Below are 19,714 nucleotides of genomic sequence, written 5' to 3'. Positions count from 1 at the left end.
TCCGAACCCGGAAGCTAAGACCCACAGCGCCGATGGTACTGCACCCGGGAGGGTGTGGGAGAGTAGGACACCGCCGGACAACCATTCACCGGCCAGGCCCCGACACACCGTGTCGGGGCCTGACCCACTTAAAACACCCCAACACACGACACACGAGAGCCCGCGACCAACGAAAACCCTTTATTACTGAGCGGCGGTCCGGGGCATCCAACCCCGGCCCACCCATGACCCGGTTTCCCCGGACGCCCGCTCACCTATGGCCCGGTTTCCCCGGACCCCCGCTCAGATATAGGGCCATTTTGGCAGACCCCGGCTCGGATATGGCAGGGAAATCCCAAACCCCGGCTCACCTATCCAGGTTCCACGACCGACGCCCGCCGCCATAAGTGAGCGGGCGTCCCGCCGGGACCCGCCATACGTGAGCGGGCGTCCGGCCGGAACCCGGTATATGTGAGCGGGCGTCCGGCCGGAACCCGGTATATGTGAGCGGGCGTTGTTTGAGGATTCCGATCCCGGACTCGGATCTGTAAGCCAGCCCTAGCGGCTCAGTCATGCTTGGGGTTGTGATGATTCCCACGGGAAGCTGAATAGGCGGCCTACGAATGCGTTCGCAGATGCCTGTTCACCTAGAATTACATAAGAGATACGAGCCGGATCCCGGCGGCGTGAGAACAAAATACGGATAAGAGCGGCTGCGCATGCGCCAGTGGTCAGCTCACAACAGGAGGAATCCATCATGGCTGAGCACAACGGCGGCAACCGCGGCAACTTCGGCGGTGGCCGGGGCGATCGCGGCCCGTTCCGCGCCAACAACAATTCCGGGGGCGACCCGCGAGGATTCCGTTCCAGGGAAAACCGTGACGGCGCTCCTGGCGGTGACCGGGATCGTAAGCCGTTTGGTGACCGTCCGAGCCGCGACGGCGACCGTAAGCCGTTTGGTGATCGTCCTCGTCGTGATGGGGATGCGCGTCCGAGTATTGGTGACCGGGATCGGAAGCCGTTCGGTGACCGTCCGAGCCGTGAGGGGGATCGGGATCGGAAGCCGTTCGGTGATCGTGACAGGAAGCCCTTTGGTGACCGTCCTCGTCGTGATGGGGATGCGCGTCCGAGTTTCGGCGACCGGGATCGGAAGCCGTTTGGCGATCGTCCGAGTCGTGAGGGTGACCGTGATCGTAAGCCGTTTGGTGACCGTGACCGTAAACCCTTTGGTGACCGTTCTCGTCGTGATGGGGATGCGCGCCCGAGTTTCGGTGAGCGTGATCGTAAGCCGTTTGGTGACCGCGATCGCAAACCGTTCGGTGACCGTCCGCGCCGCGAAGGTGATGCGCGTCCGAGTTTCGGTGACCGTGACCGGAAGCCGTTTGGTGACCGCGATCGCAAACCGTTTGGTGATCGTCCTCGTCGTGATGGGGATGCGCGCCCGAGTTTCGGTGACCGTGATCGGAAGCCGTTTGGTGATCGTCCGAGCCGCGACGGCGACCGTGATCGGAAGCCGTTCGGTGACCGTCCGCGCCGCGAAGGCGACGGAGAACGCCGTAGCTTCGGCGACCGCCCCGAGCGCGGTCCCCGCAAGTTCGATGGCCCACGTACCGAGGGACGCAGCTTCGGCGGCGGATCCTGGGAAGAGCGTCCCGCCCGGGTTCCCAACGCGGCGGATCTGCGCAGCGCCAACCGCCCGGACCGCGAGCGTTCCCCGGAGATCGACGACGACGTTACAGGCCAGGAGCTCGACCGGGTCACCAAGCACCAGATCAAGACCCTTGAAGGCACGAATGCCGATTGGGTTGCCAAGCACCTGGTGATGGCGGGCCGCCTCATCGATATCGACCCTGAGCTGTCCTTCCAGCATGCCCTCGCCGCAAGCCGCCGTGGTGGCAGGTTGGCGGCTGTCCGCGAGGCTGTGGGCCTGACTGCCTACGCTGCCGGCCACTACGGGGAGGCACTTCGCGAATTCCGCACCTACCGCCGGATCAGTGGCTCCAACGTCCATTTGCCCCTTATGGCCGACTGCGAACGCGGTCTGGGGCGCCCGGACCGTGCGCTGGACGTCGTCCGTTCACCCGAGGCCCAGGATCTCGACGCTCCCGGCAAGGTTGAGCTAGCCATTGTGGCTTCCGGCGCCCGGAGCGATCTTGGCCAGCTGGATGCCGCCGTCGCTGAGTTGGAGATCATCCAGCTCGACATCAACCGCGCCTTCTCCTACAGCCCGCGTCTGTTCCGTGCCTACGCCGACGCCCTGACTGCAGTGGGTCGCACGGAAGAAGCCGGCAAGTGGCAGCGCCAGGCAGTTGTCGCCGAAAATGCCCTCGGCGTTGGAGACTTCGAGGATCCGGACATCATCGACCTCGGCGAGGACGACGAGAACGAGGTTCGCAAGCCCCGTTTCCGGAGCATCGAAGAGAACACCGGGCGATCCGAAGAGAGCACGTCCGAGGCCGCGCCCGCGATCCCGGAGACGGCCATCTCCTCCGAAACCACCGAACAGGACGACACGGAACAGAACGACGTAGAACTCGACGACGTCGAGTCTGACTACTTCGAGTCCGACGACGCCGAGTCGGACCGCGATTCCGTAGAGGAAGACGAGGACAACGAGGAAGACGGAGAAGAGGCTTCCGACGGCGAAGAGACCAAGAATGACTGAGGCCTCGCTGGTATCGCGTTTTGACGCCGTTCTGTCCGACCTGGACGGAGTTGTCTACGCAGGTCCGCACGCGATTCCCGGCGCTGTGGAGTCCCTGCAGCGGCTCGAGTCGGTCGGGGTGCGTCTGGGCTATGTCACCAACAACGCCTCGCGTACCCCGGCGCAGGTTGCCGCGCATCTTCGTGAACTGGGCGCGCCTGCTGAGGACAACCAGGTGGTCAGTTCTTCGCAGGCCGCAGGCGACCTTTTGGCTGGACTCCTGGCTCCGGGTTCCCGGGTAATGATCACCGGCAGCCCGGCCCTGGCCCACGAAATCGAACTCGTGGGCCTCACACCTGTCCACAGCGCCAAAGACAACCCTGTGGCTGTGGTCCAGGGCTTCAACCCGGACATCGCGTGGAAGGACCTGGCCGAGGCGTCCTACGTTGTTGCCGCAGGCGCCCTCTGGGTGGCTACCAATACGGACATGTCCATTCCCCAGGCCCGCGGGATCGCTCCCGGAAACGGCACCCTCGTGGCCGCTGTCGCGTCCGCCACGGGCAAACAGCCGCGGGTCGCCGGCAAGCCGGAGGCCCCGCTCTTCCACTCGGCGGCACGGAGGCTGAAGTCGGAGCGCCCGATCGTCGTCGGAGACAGACTGGACACCGACATCCTTGGTGGCAACCGTGCGGGCTTCGCGACGGCAGCGGTCCTCACCGGCGTCGACACGCCCGAATCCATCCTTGCTGCACGCAGCTCGGAACGCCCCGGCTACTTGCTGGCTGACCTGACGGAACTGTACGAGCCCTACCCAGAGATCGTCGAGGAGGACAGCACGTTCCGCTGCGGAAAGGCAACCGCCGAAGTCCAGGACGGCCTGATCACCGTCTCCGGTTCCGAGAAGGACCTGGACGCCTGGCGTGCTGCGTGCGCAGCCTGGTGGGCCGCCAATCCCGACGCGGCAGAGGCTACATCGCCGCGGCTCGAATGGCTGGAAAACTAGACTGGTCCAATGAGCGAGTTGAACGATCACCCGGAGGGCGCCGGCGGTCCGCAAAGCCCCGAGCCGCAAAGCCCCGAGCCGCAAAGCGTCGAACCGCACGACGCCCCATGGCCGGACGACGCGGCCCCCACAGGTGACGCCGCCGTGGACTCTGCCGTGGAGCAGCTGGCGGGCATTTCCGCTGTGCCCGTGGCCGAGCACATCGGTATCTACGCCGAGATCCACGACTCCCTGCTGGCGGCCCTCGACGCCGACGAGCGCTGAGCATGGCCAGACTCGACCAGGAACTCGTCAGTCGTGGATTGGCGAGATCGCGGACCCATGCCGCGAAACTCATTGCGGACGGAAAGGTCAGTTCCGGAGGCAGCGTTCTCGCCAAGGCAGCGCAACAGGTCTCCGAAGAGACGGAAATCGATGTTCAAGCCCACGCCGAGGACGTTTACGTCAGCCGTGCCGGACACAAACTGGCCGGGGCGCTGGCGGCCTTCCCTGCCGTCATTGTGGAAGGAAAGCGGTGCCTCGACGCCGGAGCCTCCACCGGTGGCTTTACTGACGTGCTGCTCCGGCAAGGTGCCGCGCATGTGGTGGCGGTCGACGTCGGGCATGACCAGTTGGTGCCGTCCCTGCGGAACGATCCCCGCGTCGCAGTCCATGAGGGCCTCAACGTCCGTTACATGACGCCCGGGCAGATCGGCGGGCCGGCCGCGCTCACTGTGGCGGATCTGTCCTTCATTTCCCTCACCCTGGTTCTGCATCCGCTTGCTGCATGCACCGAACCCGGGGGAGACCTGGTGCTCATGGTGAAGCCGCAATTCGAGGTTGGCAAGGAACGGTTGAGCCGCACCGGCGTGGTCACCTCCGATCATGAACGGCGGCGCGCCGTGGCCCAAGTCGCCAGGGCGGCCGTGGACGCAGGGCTTGAACTCTGCGGCCTGGCATCGAGTCCCTTGCCCGGCCAGGACGGAAATGTGGAGTACTTCCTGTGGATAAAACGCAGGATGCAGGCGGACTTGCCTAAGATCGAAGAGCGGGACGACGAAGTTGCTGCACTGATGGAACGAATCTGGACCACCCACTAGAAAGCAGAACACCATGAGCAGGCGCGTTTTGGTCCTTGCCCACACCGGGCGCGAGGACTCCCTTCGCGCGGCTTGGGATGCCTGCGGGCAGCTCCACTACTCCGGCTTGATACCCGTGATGCAGAAGTCTGAACTGGACGACATCGAACGGTTCTATGGCGTGGTGGACAAGCCGATCGAGATACTCCACGAGGACGTCCGGTTGGAAGATGTCGAACTCGTCATGGTTCTCGGGGGCGACGGCACCATCCTGCGCGCGGCCGAGCTGGTCCGCAACGTCGATGTTCCCCTGTTGGGCGTCAACCTCGGGCATGTCGGCTTCCTCGCCGAGAGCGAGCGTGCCGATCTTGCCCAGACCGTCGAATGGATTGCCAGCCGCGAATACACGGTGGAAGAGCGCATGACCATCGATGTCCAGGTGTGGGTCCGGGGCCAGAAGATCTGGCATACCTGGGCCCTCAACGAAGCCGCCATCGAAAAGGCGGACCGGGAACGCATGATCGAAGTGGTGACCGAAGTGGATGAACGTCCGCTGACGTCCTTCGGCTGCGATGGAGTGGTGCTTGCTACCCCTACGGGCTCCACGGCCTACGCCTTTTCATCCGGCGGGCCTGTGGTGTGGCCGGAGGTGGAGGCCCTCGTGATCGTCCCCATCAGCGCCCATGCCCTCTTCGCCAAGCCCCTTGTAGTTTCGCCGCGGTCCAAGCTGGCCGTGGAGATCCTTACCCGGACCGACGCCCAAGGCGTGCTTTGGTGCGACGGCCGCCGTTCCGTGGACCTGCCGCCAGGCGCCCGGATCGAAGTAACCCGGTCCACCCGGCCTGTGCGGCTTGCCCGCACCCACCAGACCCCGTTCTCCGCCCGGCTCGTGCGGAAGTTTGAGCTGCCCATCCACGGCTGGCGGGGTCCGGCACCCCGTTCGGCTGACATCCACACCGGTCCTACCCCCGTGATCAGGACCTTCAAGCCCAGCCCTTTGCCGACGCCCCAGGACGTGCGGACAGGCAGAGCGGCCGACCCCACAAAGGAGATGTAAACCATGATCGAGGAACTCCGGATCCGTGATCTCGGCGTCATCACCGACGCCACCTTGCCGTTGGGGCCCGGCCTGAGTGTGGTCACGGGTGAAACGGGCGCCGGCAAGACCATGGTGGTCACCGCCGTCGGGCTCCTTCTGGGGGCCAGGTCCGACGCCGGTGCGGTACGCTCCGGTGCCAAGTCGGCCTCTGCGGAGGCCACGCTCTTGCTCGATCCGGCGCACGCCGCCGTGGGACGGGCCGTGGAGGCCGGCGGCGACGCGGAAGAGTACGACGGCGGCACCCAGCTCCTGCTGGCCCGCACCGTGGGTGCTGACGGCCGCAGCCGTGCGTTCGTGGGCGGCCGGTCGGCGCCCGTCGGCGTGTTGGCGGAACTTGGCGAGAGCCTCGTGGTGGTGCATGGCCAGTCGGACCAGATCCGGCTCAAGGGTGCCGTGGCGCAGCGGCACGCATTGGACCGCTTCGCCGGGGCCGAGCTCGCGGCGATGCTCACCGAATACCAGGAGCTTTACGGCCATTGGAAATCCAGCCAGGCAGAGCTCGACACACTCCGCGGCGAGGCCCGCGAAAGGCTGCGCGAGGCGGAATCGCTCGCGGTCGCGCTCAACGAAATCGACGACGTCGATCCCCAGCCGGGTGAGGACGAGTCCCTCAAGGCCGAGGCCGTGAAGTTGGCGAACGTGGAAGAGCTCCGCATCGCCGCCGCGGCAGCGCATGAAGCACTGATCTCGGAGGAATTCGGCGAAACGGCCGATGCCACGACTCTGATTGACTCTGCCAAACGTGCGCTCGACCAGGTTTCCGAGCATGACGAATCGTTGGCGGGAGCCGCCGCAAGGCTCGCCGAGATCGGCTTCCTCGTCAACGACATCGCGGGGGAGCTGTCCAGCTACCAAGCGTCCCTGGACTCCGAGGGACCCGAACGGCTTTCGGAGATCGAGGAGCGGCGCGCAGCGCTGGCCAAACTTATCCGCAAGTACGCTCCGAGCATCGACGAGGTCCTGGAATGGGCGGCAGCTTCGAGGACCCGCCTGGATGAACTGCAGGATGACTCGAGCCGGATCGAAGCGCTTGACGCCGAGGTGGTTGCTGCGGAGTCGACGCTGCGAAAGCAGGCCACGCGCATCTCGAAGTCGCGCTCGAAGGCAGCCAAGGAGCTCTCCGCGCGCGTGAGTGCGGAACTCACTGCCCTTGCGATGGCCGATGCAACCCTGGTGATCGAGGTGGACAGCCAAGGACAGCTGGGGCCGCACGGCATCGACGACATCTCCTTCCTCCTGCAACCGCACTCAGGTGCCCCGGCACGCCCCCTCGGCAAGGGCGCGTCCGGTGGTGAGTTGTCCCGCGTCATGCTCGCCATCGAAGTGGTCCTCGCAGCCGTGGATCCGGTGCCGACCTTCGTCTTTGACGAAGTGGATGCCGGAGTGGGCGGGCGTGCCGCCGTCGAGATCGGACGCCGGCTTGCCATGCTGGCCCGCCACGTCCAGGTGCTGGTGGTAACCCACTTGCCGCAGGTGGCCGCCTTCGCCGACCAGCACATTCGGGTCACCAAGACCTCAGTCCGGGGAAGCGACGGAAAGACCGCTTCTGGCTTCACGTCCAGCGATGTCCAGCTCCTCGATGACGAAGAACGCGTGAAGGAGCTTGCCAGGATGCTCGCGGGGCAGGAAGACTCGGAGTCTGCGCGCGCGCATGCCCAGGAGTTGCTGGACGACGCCAAACTGCTGCCCCAGCAGGCATAGAAGCCCGGCCGCAGCCTGGGACATCGGTCACATGCGCGCCTTCGTCGGGCTGGGAGACCGCTTCGGCGGTCCCGGTGCCGGGCGGCGGATTCCCAGCCGCCCGGCCTGTTTTTACCGGTCCGGGTGGACTTTACTCTTGATCCTTGCCCCACGGCAGGGGACTATTGAGCATTTGGGAAAACGGCAAAGCGGATCCTTTGGAGGCGCAATTGATGATAGGCTCGAATTCCGTGGTGCAGCGATCAAATTCCCGTGTAAATTCCCGGTTCCCGGGCTCGTCCAAGACGACCAAACACATCTTTGTCACTGGCGGTGTGGCGTCCTCGCTCGGTAAGGGACTGACGGCTTCGAGCCTCGGCCACCTGCTGCGGGCACGCGGTTTGTCTGTAACTATGCAGAAACTCGATCCCTATCTCAACGTGGATCCGGGCACGATGAACCCCTTCCAGCACGGCGAAGTCTTCGTCACTGACGACGGCGCCGAAACCGACCTCGACATCGGACACTACGAGCGCTTCCTCGATGAGAACCTCGAGGGCTCGGCCAACGTCACAACCGGCCAGATCTACTCGACTGTCATCGCCAAGGAACGGCGTGGTGAGTACCTCGGCGACACCGTCCAGGTCATTCCGCACATCACGGACGAGATCAAGCGCCGCATGCGCCTCCCCGCTGAGGGCAAAAACGCTCCGGACGTCATCATCACCGAAATCGGCGGCACCGTGGGCGACATCGAGTCGCAGCCTTTCCTCGAGTCCGCGCGCCAGGTCCGCCAGGACATCGGCCGCAACAACGTCTTCTTCCTGCATGTCTCCTTGGTGCCGTACATCGGACCCTCGCAGGAACTGAAGACCAAACCAACACAGCACTCTGTTGCCGCGCTGCGTTCCCTCGGCATCCAGCCGGAAGCGATCGTGATCCGTTCGGACCGCGAAGTGCCTGACGCCATGCGCGAAAAGATTGGCCGCATGTGCGACGTCGATATCGACGCCGTGATCAACGCCGCCGATGCGCCGAGCATCTACGACATCCCCAAGACGCTGCACACCCAGGGCCTTGACTCCTACGTTGTCCGAGCCCTGGATCTCCCGTTCAAGGACGTCGACTGGACCAGCTGGGACAAGCTCCTCGAAGCTGTCCACAACCCCAAGCACCACGTGGAAGTTGCCCTCGTGGGCAAGTACATCGACCTCCCGGACGCATACTTGTCCGTGACCGAGGCCTTGCGTGCCGGCGGTTTTGCAAACGAAACCAAGGTCAAGATCCGCTGGGTCCCGTCCGACGAGTGTGAAACCCTCGAGGGCGCCACCAAGTCCTTGGCCGGCGTCGACGCCATTTGCGTTCCCGGCGGCTTCGGTATCCGTGGCCTCGAGGGCAAGCTTGGTGCGCTCAAGTTCGCCCGCGAGACAAAGCTTCCGGTGCTGGGCCTGTGCCTCGGTCTCCAGTGCATGGTCATTGAGTACGCCCGCAACGTGGTCGGCCTCGAGGGGGCGTCCTCCAGCGAGTTCGAACCCGACTCCAAGTACCCGGTCATCGCCACGATGGAAGAACAGCTCGACATCGTGGACGGCAAGGGCGACCTTGGCGGCACGATGCGCCTGGGCCTTTACGAAGCCAAGTTGGATGAAGGCTCCGTGGTTGCAGAGACCTATGGCGCAACAACCGTCAGCGAGCGTCACCGGCACCGCTACGAGGTCAACAACAAGTACCGCGAGCAGATCGCCTCCGAGGGACTCGTGTTCTCCGGTACGTCCCCCGATGGCAAGCTGGTTGAGTTCGTGGAACTGCCGCGTGACGTACACCCGTACTACGTGGCAACGCAGGCCCACCCCGAGCTCAGCTCCCGCCCGACGCGCCCGCACCCGCTGTTTGCCGGCCTCGTGAAGGCCGCGCTGGAGCGTCAGTCCGGCGTGGACTCGGTAGCAAAGTCAGCCCGCAAGGTCGCTGCGAAGTAATCGCTCACACAAACGAAGGACGGCGCGATGCCCGGTATTTCTGAAACCCCCAGCACTTTTCGGAAGGTTTCGGACATGCCGAGCCCGCGCCGTCTTTTGTCGTCCAGCAAGGTCTATGAAGGCCGTATTTGGGACGTCGTCAGTGACGCCTTCGAGCTCGGCGAAGACACCGGCACTTTGGTCCGCGACTACATCGACCATCCCGGCGCCGTCGCGGTGCTGCCGATGAATGTCGACGGCGAGATCCTGTTGCTCAAGCAATACCGCCACCCGGTGGGAATGGACCTGTGGGAGATTCCTGCCGGGCTTCTTGACGTGGCCGGCGAGGACTTCGTGGTCGGCGCGGCCAGGGAGCTCGCGGAAGAGGCCGATCTCACGGCGGCCACGTGGAATGTCCTCGCGGACTTCTTCAATTCGCCCGGCTCCTCGAGCGAGGCGATTCGCATCTATCTGGCGCGCGGATTGGGTGACGTTCCCGAGGCGGAACGGCACGTCCGCACGGATGAAGAGGCCGAAATCGAACTCGTGTGGGTCACGCTTGACGAGGCTGTTTCGGCGGTCCTCGAGGGCCGCCTGCATAACCCGTCCGCCGTCGTCGGGATACTCGCGGCCGCCGCCGCACGCGCCGACGGCTTCAGGAACCTGCGGCCGGCCGATGCTCCCTGGCCCGCCCACCCGAGCCAGCGCTGACCGTGCCCCAGCTCGCGGAGACCAGGGTCCGGACCGCCATTGACCGGGCCGTCACGGACTACCTGCAACACCTCGGCGTGGAACGAGGCCTTGCAAGCAACACTCTGTCCGCATACCGACGGGACCTGTCCCGCTATTCGAACTTCCTGGCCGCGTCCGGCGTCGACAACCCGGGCAATATCTCCCGGCGTGACGTCACCGCCTTTGTGCAGGCGTTGGCAGACGGTTCCGATGGGGGCGCCGCCCTCGGCGTCCGCTCTGCGGCCCGCACCGTGGTTGCCGTCCGGGGGCTGCACAAGTTTTGGGCCCTGGAGGGGACGACGACGGCGGACCCCGCCAGCGATGTCCACCCGCCAATGCCCGGCAAGCGTCTGCCGAAGGCAATTAGCGTCGGCGAAGTGACCCGCATACTTGAGGCTGCCGGTGCCGACACCGCCACCGGGTTGAGGGACCGCGCGCTCTTGGAGTTCCTCTACTCCACAGGTGCCCGCATCAGCGAAGCTGTAGGCCTTGACGTCGACGATGTCTCGCTCGAAGCGGAAGCCGATGGTCCCGCGATCGTGCGGCTCTTCGGAAAAGGTTCCAAAGAGCGCCTGGTTCCTCTGGGGTCTTACGGTGCACGCGCCGTCGGGTCCTACGTGGTTCGCGGAAGGCCTGCGTTGGCCGCGAAAGGAAAAGGCACGCCGGCGCTGTTCCTGAATGCCCGCGGAGGCCGGATCAGCCGGCAGAGCGCCTGGACTATTCTCAAGACCGCGGCCGAGAAGGCCAACATCACCAAGGACGTCTCCCCGCACACCCTCCGGCATTCTTTCGCCACGCATCTGCTTGAGGGTGGCGCTGACGTCCGGGTGGTTCAGGAGCTCCTGGGCCACGCCTCGGTGACCACCACGCAGGTGTACACCTTGGTCACTGCCGACACTTTGCGTGAAGTGTATGCGGCTGCGCATCCGCGAGCCCTCGGCTGATGCATTGCGCCACCCGCTGGACACTGCACGCAGTCCGGTGCCGGTTATGCCAAGACCTTGAAGGTCAGTTCCACCGCGTTCAGGAACAGCGCCAGAATGGACATGCCGAGGCCGGCTACGAGCAGAAGGCCCGGGTGCGCCAAGCCGACAACCACCCGCCTCAGATGAGGCCGGGAGCGCAGGAATTTCCTCGGCACCCGTGAACTGGCGGGACTTTGGCTCCAACCACGCAGACGGCGCAGGAACCAGGCACAGCGGACGATGAAAGCCATCCACAGCACGGAGATGACAAGCGGGACAGCTGCCACGAGCAAGTTGAAGCCGAGGGCCGTGACTTCGCGCTCGGAATTTCCTACGGCGGCCTGGACAGTCGTGGAGATCGAGGCGCTCATGACCACCGAAACGCCCCACACGAGGAATGCAGTCAGCAGGGCAAGGAATCTCACGAAGAAGTGGCCCAGCACTGATTCGCTGTGTGGTTTCAAATGCCTGCGGGGAGTAGCGTTCAGCACAGCGAGCGTGGACAGGAGGGTCGGCAGTGCGGCCATGCCGACCAGCAGGTACCAGCTCCAGCCGGCCAGGTCCAGGAATTCGTCGAGGACGATCAACAACGCCCAGAATCCGGTCCATACCCACCCGGAGTAGAGCGGATGCCGGACCAGCCAGCCAGGCAGCCAGGCCTCGGAGGCTTGCTCGTTCCCCTCTTGGCTCACGGCGACACTTTAGCAACCGGCGGCTCTTGCTGGTCCGGTTGGCGTGGCAGCGCTGTAACCTGCGGGCTCGTGCCGGAAACTATACAGTTGGCCAGGGTTTGGTTGGGGTTTCGGATTGAGGGTGGGGGATTGTGCTTTCCGAGGGGGAATCGGCGTTCGTTGCGCTGCATAGGGATACGTACCCGCGCATCTTCCGTTTTGTGCGGCGACGTGTGGAGGATCCGCATGTGGCCGAAGAGTTGGCTGCGGACGTATTTCGGGTCGCTTGGCAGAAGTGGGATGAGGCGTCATCGGTGGATGTGGCCTGGTTGTTCACGGTGGCGAGAAATCTTCTGGGAAACGCTTATCGGAGCCATCGGCGCCAGGTAGCACTGCATGAGCGCCTCCGTGAGTCCGTGGTTTCCGGCGACGGGGCCGGAAACGGATACTCGCTGGTGGATGAGGTGTTGGATTCCATGCGGGAGAAAGACCGGGACATCCTGCAGTTGGCGTACTGGGATCAAATGACGATGGTAGAGATCGCGGCGGTCCTGCAGTGCGGAGAGTCGGCCGCGAAGGTGCGGTTGCACCGGGCGCGGGAGGCTTTCCGAAAGCTACTGCCGGCCGGTAGCGGCGCGGTGGCACAGAAGTTGGGGGCATAGGGATGGATCCGATCAGAGAATTGATTGAGAGGGCCGATCCGTTGCGCAGCGGAGTTGGCGCGGTGCCGGATGCAGAGGCGGCTTTGGCCCGGGTGCTGGCTTCTCCCGGGAACGGTCCTGACAAGCTGCCGCCGAACGTTCGGTCCATGGCGGCTGGACGCCGGCTGCGGAATGCCAGGATTGCAGGATTGCTGACGATGGCCGCTGCCGCGGTGACCACAGGGGTGCTCGTGGCAGCGCACTTGGGTTCGATCACTGCAGTCCCGGATCCGGCCGGCGCGTCCTCCATGACGCCGAGCGCGCCACCGACGGCCACAGCTACGGCGGCCGGCACAGCCAGCCCGACGGCGAGTCCGAGCGAGACAGCAGGCCCGACGGCGGCGCCCACGTCACTTGCCGGCGTCGGACACGGTGAGTGCTCGATTCAGAACCTGACGGGCGCCATGACTTCATTGGAGCAGCTGAAACCGGTTCTCCGGCTTGTGGGCTGCAAGGCCGGATGGATGAGCATCATGGCGCCCGCACCAAGCGACAATCCGAACCCGGAACCGGGGGACTGGTTCTGGATCGCCAAGCTTGTCAACGGGAGCTATGTGCAGGAAACCAGCCTTGGGAACTGGGCAGGCGCAGCGTCCAACAACGATCGGCTGACGGCTGAGCAATTCATGGACAAGGCGTTCGTCACCAACGGAATCCCGGTGGACCTTCGTCCCGATCTGGTGGGTTCCCCGGAGCCAGGATCACTCGCTGCCGAAGGTCTCAAGACGTACGAGGACCGGTCCACGGGTTATAAAGTGAGCTTCAATTACCCGGCATCGTGGCAACTGGCCGATCCGTCCGGCAGCCTTGCCCTCACAAACGGCCCGGGAACCGCCCTCACGGATTCCAGCGGCCAGTACACGGCACGGCTGGCCTTCGGCGACACCAATGACTGGAGCACCAGCGGCTGCCAAAACAGGGCGCCCTACAAGATCCTCGACAGTCAGCCCATGACCGGGCTGCCGACGGACCTGGCGTCGCCGGCCCAGGGCACACCGAGATTCGTGTATGTCGCAATGACCTCAGCCGCAAATGACGGGGGTCCGGTTCAGGCAGGGATAGGAATTACCAACCGTATCGCTGGACAGGACGGAATAGGCTGCGTCCTTGACCTCGCGGTAGCAGGACCCGGTCCCTTGAAGTTCTTTAGCTTCACCGATCGCCGTCCACTGGGAGGGCCTTCCTGGGGTCTTTACAAATTCACCACCATCGAAGAAGCCGCGGCCTTTACCCAGACACAAAGCTATAAAGACCTCAAGGCGGTCATCACTTCGCTCACGATCACCAAGGTGGGCTAGAGACACGGCGCGACGCCGGGCCACCTTAGGTGAGCGGCCCGGCGTCGTACTTCGGGGGCGACGCAGTCGTAGTCTTGATGCCATGACAGCCGCACACGTGACCCTCTGTTTTCTCCTCCGCGAGGTCGATGGCGGCCGGGAGGTCCTTCTGGGACGCAAGCGCACCGGCTTCGGCAAGGGCAAAGTAGTAGGCGTCGGCGGCCATGTGGAGGAGGGCGAGACCGCCGTCGAGGCGATCTGCCGGGAAGTCCGCGAGGAAGTCTACGTCGATGTTGAGCCGGACGACCTGGTGGCCGCGGGAACTGTGGACTTTGTTTTCCCTGCCAAGCCTGAATGGAACATGTTTACTACCGTGTTCCTTTCCGAATCCTGGGTGGGGGAGCCTTCCGAGAGCGACGAGATCACGCCCCAGTGGTACCCGGCGGAGGACCTGCCGGTAGCTCACATGTGGGCCGACGCCGAGCACTGGCTTCCCGCGATGATGAATGGCCGGCGCATGGATGTGCGCGTGGTGCTCGCAGATGACAACGAGAACATGGCCGAGGTCTTCCACGCAGACTGGAACAACGACGGAGCAGCAGCTGGTGGGTCCGCGCGGAATTGGGTGCCCGGGCTGTAACCTCGGGGCGTCTTGCGGAAACTTACACGATAGACGCCCACTTCGGGCGCTAACCGACAAAGGGGGAACGGTGGATTCCAGACAGAAGATGCGGAGACTGAGAATCATCGTGTTGGTGGCCCTTGCCGCAGCGGTCCTTGCAGCGGGATTCCTCGTTGCCGCCAACCTTGGGTCCCAGGGACAATCCCGGAGCGGAAGCCAGCTACCGGCAACAGCAGCTACGACGGCCCCTGCGACGACTGCCCCATCGGCGTCGGCCACGGCCTCGGCTTCAACGGCCGCTACGGAAGAACCGACAGCATCAACACCAGCGACGGCGGGCTCCGGGTGGGCGAGCTTCGTCAGCACCAGCGCCCACGTGCAGTTCGATCTTCCTTCGGGATGGACGGCCGCCGATGTTCCAGCAGGCACCGCCAGTAATCCCGCATCCGGAATCCAGGTGAGCGATGAGTCGGGCAGTGTGGTGGCGAAGTTCTACTACGGCACGGGCGGCGGCGTAGGCGGGGCATGCGGGCCAGGAACGTACAAGCAAAAGGAGCTCGACACAGCTGCCACGTCACTAAAGGGCCAGTGGGTGACCACCGCCCAGGCCAGGTTCTCCTACCGCGTGCTGGATCAGACGGCCCAAGGCAAGGGCGTCGGCTATCAAATCGGTCTGGTGGACAAGTCCAGCGGGGAAGTGCAGGACAGCGGCCTGATGTACTCCTTCGTGGCCGGCGCTCCCAAAGGCACGCTGTCTTTCGCCACGGACGTGCCCCAAGCCCTTGGCGCCCGCACCTTCAGCACCATGGCGGAAGCCACGCAGTACTTGCAGACACCGGAATACCAGAAGCTCAAGCGGATGATCACCAGCCTGCAGCTGACTCAATAGCGACTGGAACGACGGCGGGCCGGCCTGGGCCCACGCGAAGCCGGGTTCCCTGGCCGAGCTTGCGAGGTCAGGGGGCTCGTGGGGAGGTGACCGGCCCGCCGTCGTGCAGGTGGAACTACGGCAGGTGCCGTTCGTCCACGCCGTTGTATTCGCTGAGCGGGCGGATCAGGGAGTTTGATCCGAGCTGCTCCATGATGTGTGCGGTCCATCCGGTGATGCGGCTGGCGACGAACAGCGGGGTGAAGGTCGGAGTGTCGAATCCCATGAGGTGGTAGGTGGGTCCGGCGGGGTAGTCGAGGTTGGGCTTGATCGCCTTGGCCTCGTCCATCGCCTGCTCGAGGCCGTTGTACAGGCCCAGGATCTCGGGCCGGCCGTAGTGGGCGATCATCTTGTCCAGCGCGGCCTTCATGGTGGGCACCCTGGAGTCGCCGTGCTTGTAGACGCGGTGACCGAATCCCATGACCTTTTTCTTCTGCGCGAGGGCGTGTTCCATCCAGGTCTTCGCCCGGGAGGCGGCGTCATCGAGCGATTCCTCGGTGCGGATGCCGATTTCCTCGAACGTGTGCATGACGGCCTCGTTGGCGCCGCCGTGCAGCGGGCCCTTGAGGGCGCCGATCGCCGCGGTGACCGCGGAGTGCAGGTCCGAGAGGGTGGAGGTGACCACGCGGGCCGTGAAGGTGGACGCGTTGAAGGAGTGCTCGGCGTAGAGGATCATCGAGACGTTGAAAGCCTTGACGACCTCGTCCACCGGGTCCTCGCCGAAGGTCATCCACAGGAAATTCGCGGAGTAGCCCAGGTCGTCCCGCGGTGCCACGGGTTCGATGGCCTGTCCGTCGGCGCGCCGACGGCGTTGGTCGTAGGCGACCACCGCCGGCATGGCGGCGAACAAGTCAATGGCCTTGGCCATATTGGCCTCGGGCGTGGAAACCTCGGCGAGAGGGTGCCGGGCTCCCAGCACCGAAGCGGCCGTCCGGCAGACATCCATGGGGTGGGACGTCGTCGGCAGCGCATCGATGACCTGCTTCACCACCGGGTCAAGGGCGCGGCCCGCACGCTCGCGGGCAGTGAACTCAGCAAGTTCCTCCGGAGTGGGCAGTTCACCGTTCCACAGCAGGTAGGCGACTTCTTCGAAGCTGCACTTGGCGGCGAGTTCCTGCACGGGGTAACCGCGGTACAACAGCGAGTTGGTGTCCGGGTTGACCTTGGAGATCGCGGTGTAGTCAACCACGACGCCGGCCAGGCCTTTCTTGATCTCAACAGCAACCATGCTGTCCTCCTTCGTTCGTCGGCAAGCACTCCGGAATAGCCGGAGCGCCTGCATCCCTTGGTTGATCCAGTTACCGGCTGAGCCCAGGAACCTGGAAGTTGAAAACGCTCGTGTCGAAGTGGTTGTAGGCCTCGTAGTCCACGAGGTCATAGAGGCGCGCACGGGTGAGCATGTTCTCCACCTGCGCCTCCTGCGTTCCAGTGGCCTTGATCGTTTCCAGCGTACGCTCTGCAGCCCCCATGGCAATGCGGAGCAGGGTGACGGGGTAGATCACCATGTTCACGCCGACGCCCTGGAGTTGTTCCACGGTGAAGAGTTCGCTTTTGCCGAACTCGGTCATGTTGGCCAGGATCGGCACATCCACTGCATCACGGATGGCTTGGAACTCGCTGAGATCTTTCATGGCTTCCGGGAAGATCGCGTCTGCGCCGGCGTCGACGAGTGCTTTGGCGCGTTCCTGGGCTGCTTCGATGCCCTCGACTGCGCGGATGTCGGTCCGGGCCATGATGAGGAAGTTCGGATCCCTGCGGGCGTCGGCCGCTGCGCGGATGCGCTTGGCGGCGGTGTCGACGTCGACCACGTTCTTGCCGTCCAGGTGCCCGCAGCGTTTCGGGTTGAACTGGTCCTCGATGTGGCAACCGGCCAGCCCGGCGTTTTCGAGCTCCTGGATGGTGCGGGCCACGTTCATCGGCTCGCCGAATCCGGTGTCCGCGTCCACGAGGCACGGGAGTTCGGTCATGCGGGCGATTTGCCCTGCCCGGGTGGCGACCTCCGTGAGGGTGGTGAGTCCTATGTCCGGCAGGCCGAGGTCGTTGGCGAGGACGGCACCGGAGATGTAGACGCCGGGGAAGCCCTTCTCCTCGATCAGGCGTGCCGAGAGCGGGTTGAAAGCCCCGGGGAACTGGGCGATGGTCCCTGAGTTCAGCAGGTCCCGGAGCTTGAGTCGCTTCTGCTCCGGGGTCGTCTCGGAGTAGAGCATCTAGAACAGTCCCTTCGGTGCGGCGGCGAGGTCGATGACGCCCGGGGCGGCGGTGATGTTCAGCTGGTCCAGTTCGCCCGGGCCCAGTTCCGGGAGGCGCTCGACGGCGGCGAGGAACCTTTCGATCTCGGCCTCTTCCACCAGCCCGGCCGCGAGGGTGCGGAACTTGTTGATGTATTGCTGACGGGCGAACGGCCTGGCGCCGAGCGGGTGGGCGTCGGCGACGGCGATCTCGTCCGTGATGACGGTGCCGTCGTTGAGGGTGATGACAACGGTGCCGCCGAAGGCCTTTTCCGCGATGTCCAGGGAGTGGTAGCGGCGGGTCCATTCGGGGTCTTCGACGGTGGTGACTTTGTGCCAGAGTTCCACGGTGTCGGGGCGGCCGGCGCGTTCCGGGCTGTAGGAGTCGACGTGGTGCCAGGAGCCGTCCTGCAGGGCGACGGTGAAGATGTAGGGGATGGAGTGGTCCAGGGTTTCCCGGGACGCGGTGGGGCTGTACTTCTGGGGGTCGTTGGCGTCGGAGCCGATCACGTAGTGCGTGTGGTGGCTGGTTTTGATCAGGACGGAGGCCACGTTGGCCGGGTCCGTGGCCTCGGGGTGCTCTTTGTGGAGCTTGCGGGCGAGGTCGATCCAGGCCTGGGCCTGGTACTCGGCGGAGTGTTCCTTGGTGTAGGTGTCCAGGATGGCGCGCTTGGCTTCGCCGGCCTCGGGGAGAGGGACTTCGTAGGAGGCGTCCGGGCCGTCGAGCATCCAGGCGATGACGCCGTCTTCGCCTTCGTAGATGGGCACGGGGGAGGTTTGGCCGCGCATGGAGCGGTCCACGGCCTCGACGGCCATCTTGCCGGCGAACGCGGGGGCGTGGGCTTTCCAGGTGGAGATTTCGCCCTTGCGGGACTGCCGTGTGGCGGTGGTGGTGTGCAGGGCTTGGCCGACGGACTGGAAGATTGTCTCGACGTCCAGGCCCAGGAGGGTGCCGATGCCGGCGGCGGCGGAGGGGCCGAGGTGGGCGACGTGGTCGATCTTGTGTTTGTGCAGGCAGATGGCCTTGACGAGGTTCACCTGGATTTCGTAGCCGGTGGCGATGCCGCGGATCAGGTCCTTACCGCTGGAACCGACGTGCTGGGCCACGGCGAGGATCGGCGGGATGTTGTCGCCCGGGTGGGAGTAGTCCGCGGCCAGGAACGTGTCGTGGTAGTCGAGTTCGCGGACGGCGACGCCGTTGGCCCAGGCGGCCCATTCGGGGGAGACCTTGTCGCTGATGCCGAAGACGGACGAGCCCTTGCCGTTGGTGGTCGGCGCGTGGGTCAGGGCCTGCGCCCGGGCAGCAATGATCGGGGCACGGTTCAAGGACGCGACAGCGACGGAGGCGTTGTCGATGATCCGGTTGATGACCATCTCCGTGACGAGGGGAAGAACCTCGACTGGGTCGGCAGCAACAGTAGCGATCTTGTGCGCCAGCTGCTCCTCGCGGGGAAGGTTTTCTTCGCTCTTGTAGACGCGGACGTGGTTGTTCTTCACCATGGTGCTCCTTTAGTGAGGGGTATGGGTGGCTTTGACGTGGGAAAGACTGCGGTGCAGATGGACGGTGGTGGCGGCTTCGGCGAGCCGGGGGTTGCCTGCCGCGATGGCTTCGGCGATCGCGGCGTGCTCTGCCGCGGCGGCAAGGAGGCGCTCGGCGTCGTCGGCCGCGAGGCGGCGGACCCGCACCAGGTGCACGCGCAGGCTGCGCATGGCCTGGGCGAGGTAGGAATTGCAGATGGCCTCGTCGATCGCCTCATCCAGCCTTCCCACGAGGGCGTAGTAGTCGTGCCGGGAGGGGTCGCTGTCGTTGAGCATCTCCGGGGCCCGGAGGAGCTCAGCGTGGAGTTGCTCGAACACCGGGCGTTCACCGCGTTCCGCGGCGAGGGCGGCGGCTTTGCCTTCCAGGGTTTCGCGCAGCTCGAACAGTTCGTCGATGTCTTCCAGCGAGATATCGGTGACGACGACGCCGCGGCCGCCTGCCGCCGTCGTCAGCCCTTCCGCGCTGAGCCGGCCCAGCGCCTCCCGGACCGGTGTGCGGGACACGCCCAGGCGTTCGGATTGTTCCACTTCCGCGAGGACCGTTCCGGGTGCCAGGCGCCATTCGATGATGTCTTCGCGCAGGGCCGCATAGGCTTTGTCGCTGGCACGCATGGACCCTCCTTCACTGGGTGG

Annotated in this window: 18 protein-coding genes, 1 rRNA gene and 1 pseudogene; 14 read left to right on the top strand and 6 right to left on the bottom strand. The window is 64.9% G+C overall.

Annotated elements, in window-relative coordinates; translation table 11 throughout:
• Positions 1-79, top strand: a 5S ribosomal RNA gene (rrf, locus tag AC1DJB_RS21710); the annotation flags it as partial.
• Positions 80-715: 636 nt separating this feature from the next.
• On the opposite strand, the gene AC1DJB_RS21705 is transcribed toward rrf, so the two are convergent.
• Complete coding sequence (locus AC1DJB_RS21705) at positions 716-1,795, bottom strand: hypothetical protein (RefSeq protein WP_476910818.1); 1,080 nt, start codon at positions 1,793-1,795, stop codon at positions 716-718.
• Positions 1,796-1,801: 6 nt separating this feature from the next.
• On the opposite strand from AC1DJB_RS21705, the gene AC1DJB_RS21700 reads away from it, so the two are divergent.
• The 9 genes from AC1DJB_RS21700 (at position 1,802) to xerD (ending at position 11,094) form a co-directional block, all read left to right on the top strand.
• Positions 1,802-2,644, top strand: coding sequence for a hypothetical protein (locus tag AC1DJB_RS21700; protein WP_441438373.1), 843 nt, complete (start codon positions 1,802-1,804; stop codon positions 2,642-2,644).
• Positions 2,637-3,626, top strand: coding sequence for an HAD-IIA family hydrolase (locus AC1DJB_RS21695; RefSeq protein ID WP_059390265.1), 990 nt, complete (start codon positions 2,637-2,639; stop codon positions 3,624-3,626). The genes AC1DJB_RS21700 and AC1DJB_RS21695 overlap by 8 nt, the downstream gene beginning before the upstream one ends.
• Positions 3,627-3,635: 9 nt before the next feature.
• Positions 3,636-3,890 (top strand): hypothetical protein, encoded by a 255-nt coding sequence (locus AC1DJB_RS21690; protein WP_476910817.1) that lies wholly within the window; start codon positions 3,636-3,638, stop codon positions 3,888-3,890.
• A 2-nt stretch (positions 3,891-3,892) separates the two neighbouring features.
• Entirely contained in the window at positions 3,893-4,705 is an 813-nt protein-coding gene (locus AC1DJB_RS21685; protein WP_476910816.1) for a TlyA family RNA methyltransferase, read from the top strand.
• A gap of 13 nt (positions 4,706-4,718) precedes the next feature.
• Positions 4,719-5,741 carry an NAD kinase gene (locus tag AC1DJB_RS21680; protein WP_284991620.1) on the top strand — a complete coding sequence of 341 codons (1,023 nt, stop codon included), beginning with the start codon at positions 4,719-4,721 and terminating at the stop codon, positions 5,739-5,741.
• Between the two features lie 3 nt (positions 5,742-5,744).
• Positions 5,745-7,484, top strand: coding sequence for a DNA repair protein RecN (gene recN, locus AC1DJB_RS21675; protein WP_441438369.1), 1,740 nt, complete (start codon positions 5,745-5,747; stop codon positions 7,482-7,484).
• Between the two features lie 212 nt (positions 7,485-7,696).
• Entirely contained in the window at positions 7,697-9,439 is a 1,743-nt protein-coding gene (locus tag AC1DJB_RS21670) for a CTP synthase (protein WP_059389171.1), read from the top strand.
• A gap of 27 nt (positions 9,440-9,466) precedes the next feature.
• Positions 9,467-10,129, top strand: coding sequence for an NUDIX domain-containing protein (locus AC1DJB_RS21665; RefSeq protein WP_284991618.1), 663 nt, complete (start codon positions 9,467-9,469; stop codon positions 10,127-10,129).
• On the top strand, positions 10,102-11,094 hold the full coding sequence (xerD, locus tag AC1DJB_RS21660; RefSeq protein ID WP_306963741.1) for a site-specific tyrosine recombinase XerD: 993 nt from the start codon (positions 10,102-10,104) through the stop codon (positions 11,092-11,094). The genes AC1DJB_RS21665 and xerD overlap by 28 nt, the downstream gene beginning before the upstream one ends.
• 44 nt (positions 11,095-11,138) lie before the next feature.
• Here xerD and AC1DJB_RS21655 read toward each other — a convergent pair whose 3' ends face one another.
• Positions 11,139-11,807 carry a hypothetical protein gene (locus tag AC1DJB_RS21655; protein WP_476910815.1) on the bottom strand — a complete coding sequence of 223 codons (669 nt, stop codon included), beginning with the start codon at positions 11,805-11,807 and terminating at the stop codon, positions 11,139-11,141.
• 131 nt (positions 11,808-11,938) lie between these two features.
• On the opposite strand from AC1DJB_RS21655, the gene AC1DJB_RS21650 reads away from it, so the two are divergent.
• From AC1DJB_RS21650 to AC1DJB_RS21635, 4 genes are all read left to right on the top strand, one after another.
• On the top strand, positions 11,939-12,448 hold the full coding sequence (locus AC1DJB_RS21650; protein ID WP_284991616.1) for an RNA polymerase sigma factor: 510 nt from the start codon (positions 11,939-11,941) through the stop codon (positions 12,446-12,448).
• A 2-nt stretch (positions 12,449-12,450) separates the two neighbouring features.
• Positions 12,451-13,785 carry a hypothetical protein gene (locus tag AC1DJB_RS21645; RefSeq protein ID WP_476910814.1) on the top strand — a complete coding sequence of 445 codons (1,335 nt, stop codon included), beginning with the start codon at positions 12,451-12,453 and terminating at the stop codon, positions 13,783-13,785.
• An 82-nt stretch (positions 13,786-13,867) separates the two neighbouring features.
• A complete protein-coding gene (locus AC1DJB_RS21640) occupies positions 13,868-14,404 on the top strand; it encodes an NUDIX domain-containing protein (protein ID WP_476910813.1) in 537 nt (178 codons plus the stop codon).
• A 70-nt stretch (positions 14,405-14,474) separates the two neighbouring features.
• Positions 14,475-15,275 carry a hypothetical protein gene (locus AC1DJB_RS21635; RefSeq protein ID WP_476910812.1) on the top strand — a complete coding sequence of 267 codons (801 nt, stop codon included), beginning with the start codon at positions 14,475-14,477 and terminating at the stop codon, positions 15,273-15,275.
• 115 nt (positions 15,276-15,390) lie between these two features.
• Here AC1DJB_RS21635 and AC1DJB_RS21630 read toward each other — a convergent pair whose 3' ends face one another.
• The 4 genes and pseudogenes from AC1DJB_RS21630 to AC1DJB_RS21615 all read right to left on the bottom strand — a co-directional run.
• Positions 15,391-16,542, bottom strand: a complete 1,152-nt coding sequence (locus tag AC1DJB_RS21630) for a bifunctional 2-methylcitrate synthase/citrate synthase (protein WP_307055641.1) — start codon at positions 16,540-16,542, stop codon at positions 15,391-15,393.
• A 70-nt stretch (positions 16,543-16,612) separates the two neighbouring features.
• Positions 16,613-17,521 carry a methylisocitrate lyase gene (gene prpB / locus AC1DJB_RS21625; protein WP_476910811.1) on the bottom strand — a complete coding sequence of 303 codons (909 nt, stop codon included), beginning with the start codon at positions 17,519-17,521 and terminating at the stop codon, positions 16,613-16,615.
• Positions 17,522-19,042, bottom strand: a complete 1,521-nt coding sequence (locus AC1DJB_RS21620; protein WP_476910810.1) for an MmgE/PrpD family protein — start codon at positions 19,040-19,042, stop codon at positions 17,522-17,524.
• Positions 19,038-19,693, bottom strand: a pseudogene (locus tag AC1DJB_RS21615) (GntR family transcriptional regulator); the annotation flags it as partial. The pseudogene AC1DJB_RS21615 and the gene AC1DJB_RS21620, both read right to left, overlap by 5 nt.
• Positions 19,694-19,714 lie beyond the last annotated feature (21 nt).

This window comes from Arthrobacter sp. 01T428, from assembly GCF_056398685.1.
This window is presented reverse-complemented; position numbering and strand designations above follow the sequence as displayed.

What these genes read in the sequence shown, in the direction of transcription:
- AC1DJB_RS21685 (WP_476910816.1), top strand. Translation starts at nt 3,893, where the DNA reads ATGGCCAGACTCGACCAGGAACTCGTCAGTCGTGGATTGGCGAGATCG.
- AC1DJB_RS21665 (WP_284991618.1), top strand. Translation starts at nt 9,467, where the DNA reads ATGCCCGGTATTTCTGAAACCCCCAGCACTTTTCGGAAGGTTTCGGAC.
- prpB (WP_476910811.1), bottom strand. Translation starts at nt 17,521, where the DNA reads ATGCTCTACTCCGAGACGACCCCGGAGCAGAAGCGACTCAAGCTCCGG.
- AC1DJB_RS21640 (WP_476910813.1), top strand. Translation starts at nt 13,868, where the DNA reads ATGACAGCCGCACACGTGACCCTCTGTTTTCTCCTCCGCGAGGTCGAT.
- AC1DJB_RS21645 (WP_476910814.1), top strand. Translation starts at nt 12,451, where the DNA reads ATGGATCCGATCAGAGAATTGATTGAGAGGGCCGATCCGTTGCGCAGC.
- AC1DJB_RS21630 (WP_307055641.1), bottom strand. Translation starts at nt 16,542, where the DNA reads ATGGTTGCTGTTGAGATCAAGAAAGGCCTGGCCGGCGTCGTGGTTGAC.
- AC1DJB_RS21695 (WP_059390265.1), top strand. Translation starts at nt 2,637, where the DNA reads ATGACTGAGGCCTCGCTGGTATCGCGTTTTGACGCCGTTCTGTCCGAC.
- AC1DJB_RS21690 (WP_476910817.1), top strand. Translation starts at nt 3,636, where the DNA reads ATGAGCGAGTTGAACGATCACCCGGAGGGCGCCGGCGGTCCGCAAAGC.
- AC1DJB_RS21620 (WP_476910810.1), bottom strand. Translation starts at nt 19,042, where the DNA reads ATGGTGAAGAACAACCACGTCCGCGTCTACAAGAGCGAAGAAAACCTT.
- AC1DJB_RS21700 (WP_441438373.1), top strand. Translation starts at nt 1,802, where the DNA reads ATGGCGGGCCGCCTCATCGATATCGACCCTGAGCTGTCCTTCCAGCAT.
- AC1DJB_RS21680 (WP_284991620.1), top strand. Translation starts at nt 4,719, where the DNA reads ATGAGCAGGCGCGTTTTGGTCCTTGCCCACACCGGGCGCGAGGACTCC.
- recN (WP_441438369.1), top strand. Translation starts at nt 5,745, where the DNA reads ATGATCGAGGAACTCCGGATCCGTGATCTCGGCGTCATCACCGACGCC.
- AC1DJB_RS21670 (WP_059389171.1), top strand. Translation starts at nt 7,697, where the DNA reads ATGATAGGCTCGAATTCCGTGGTGCAGCGATCAAATTCCCGTGTAAAT.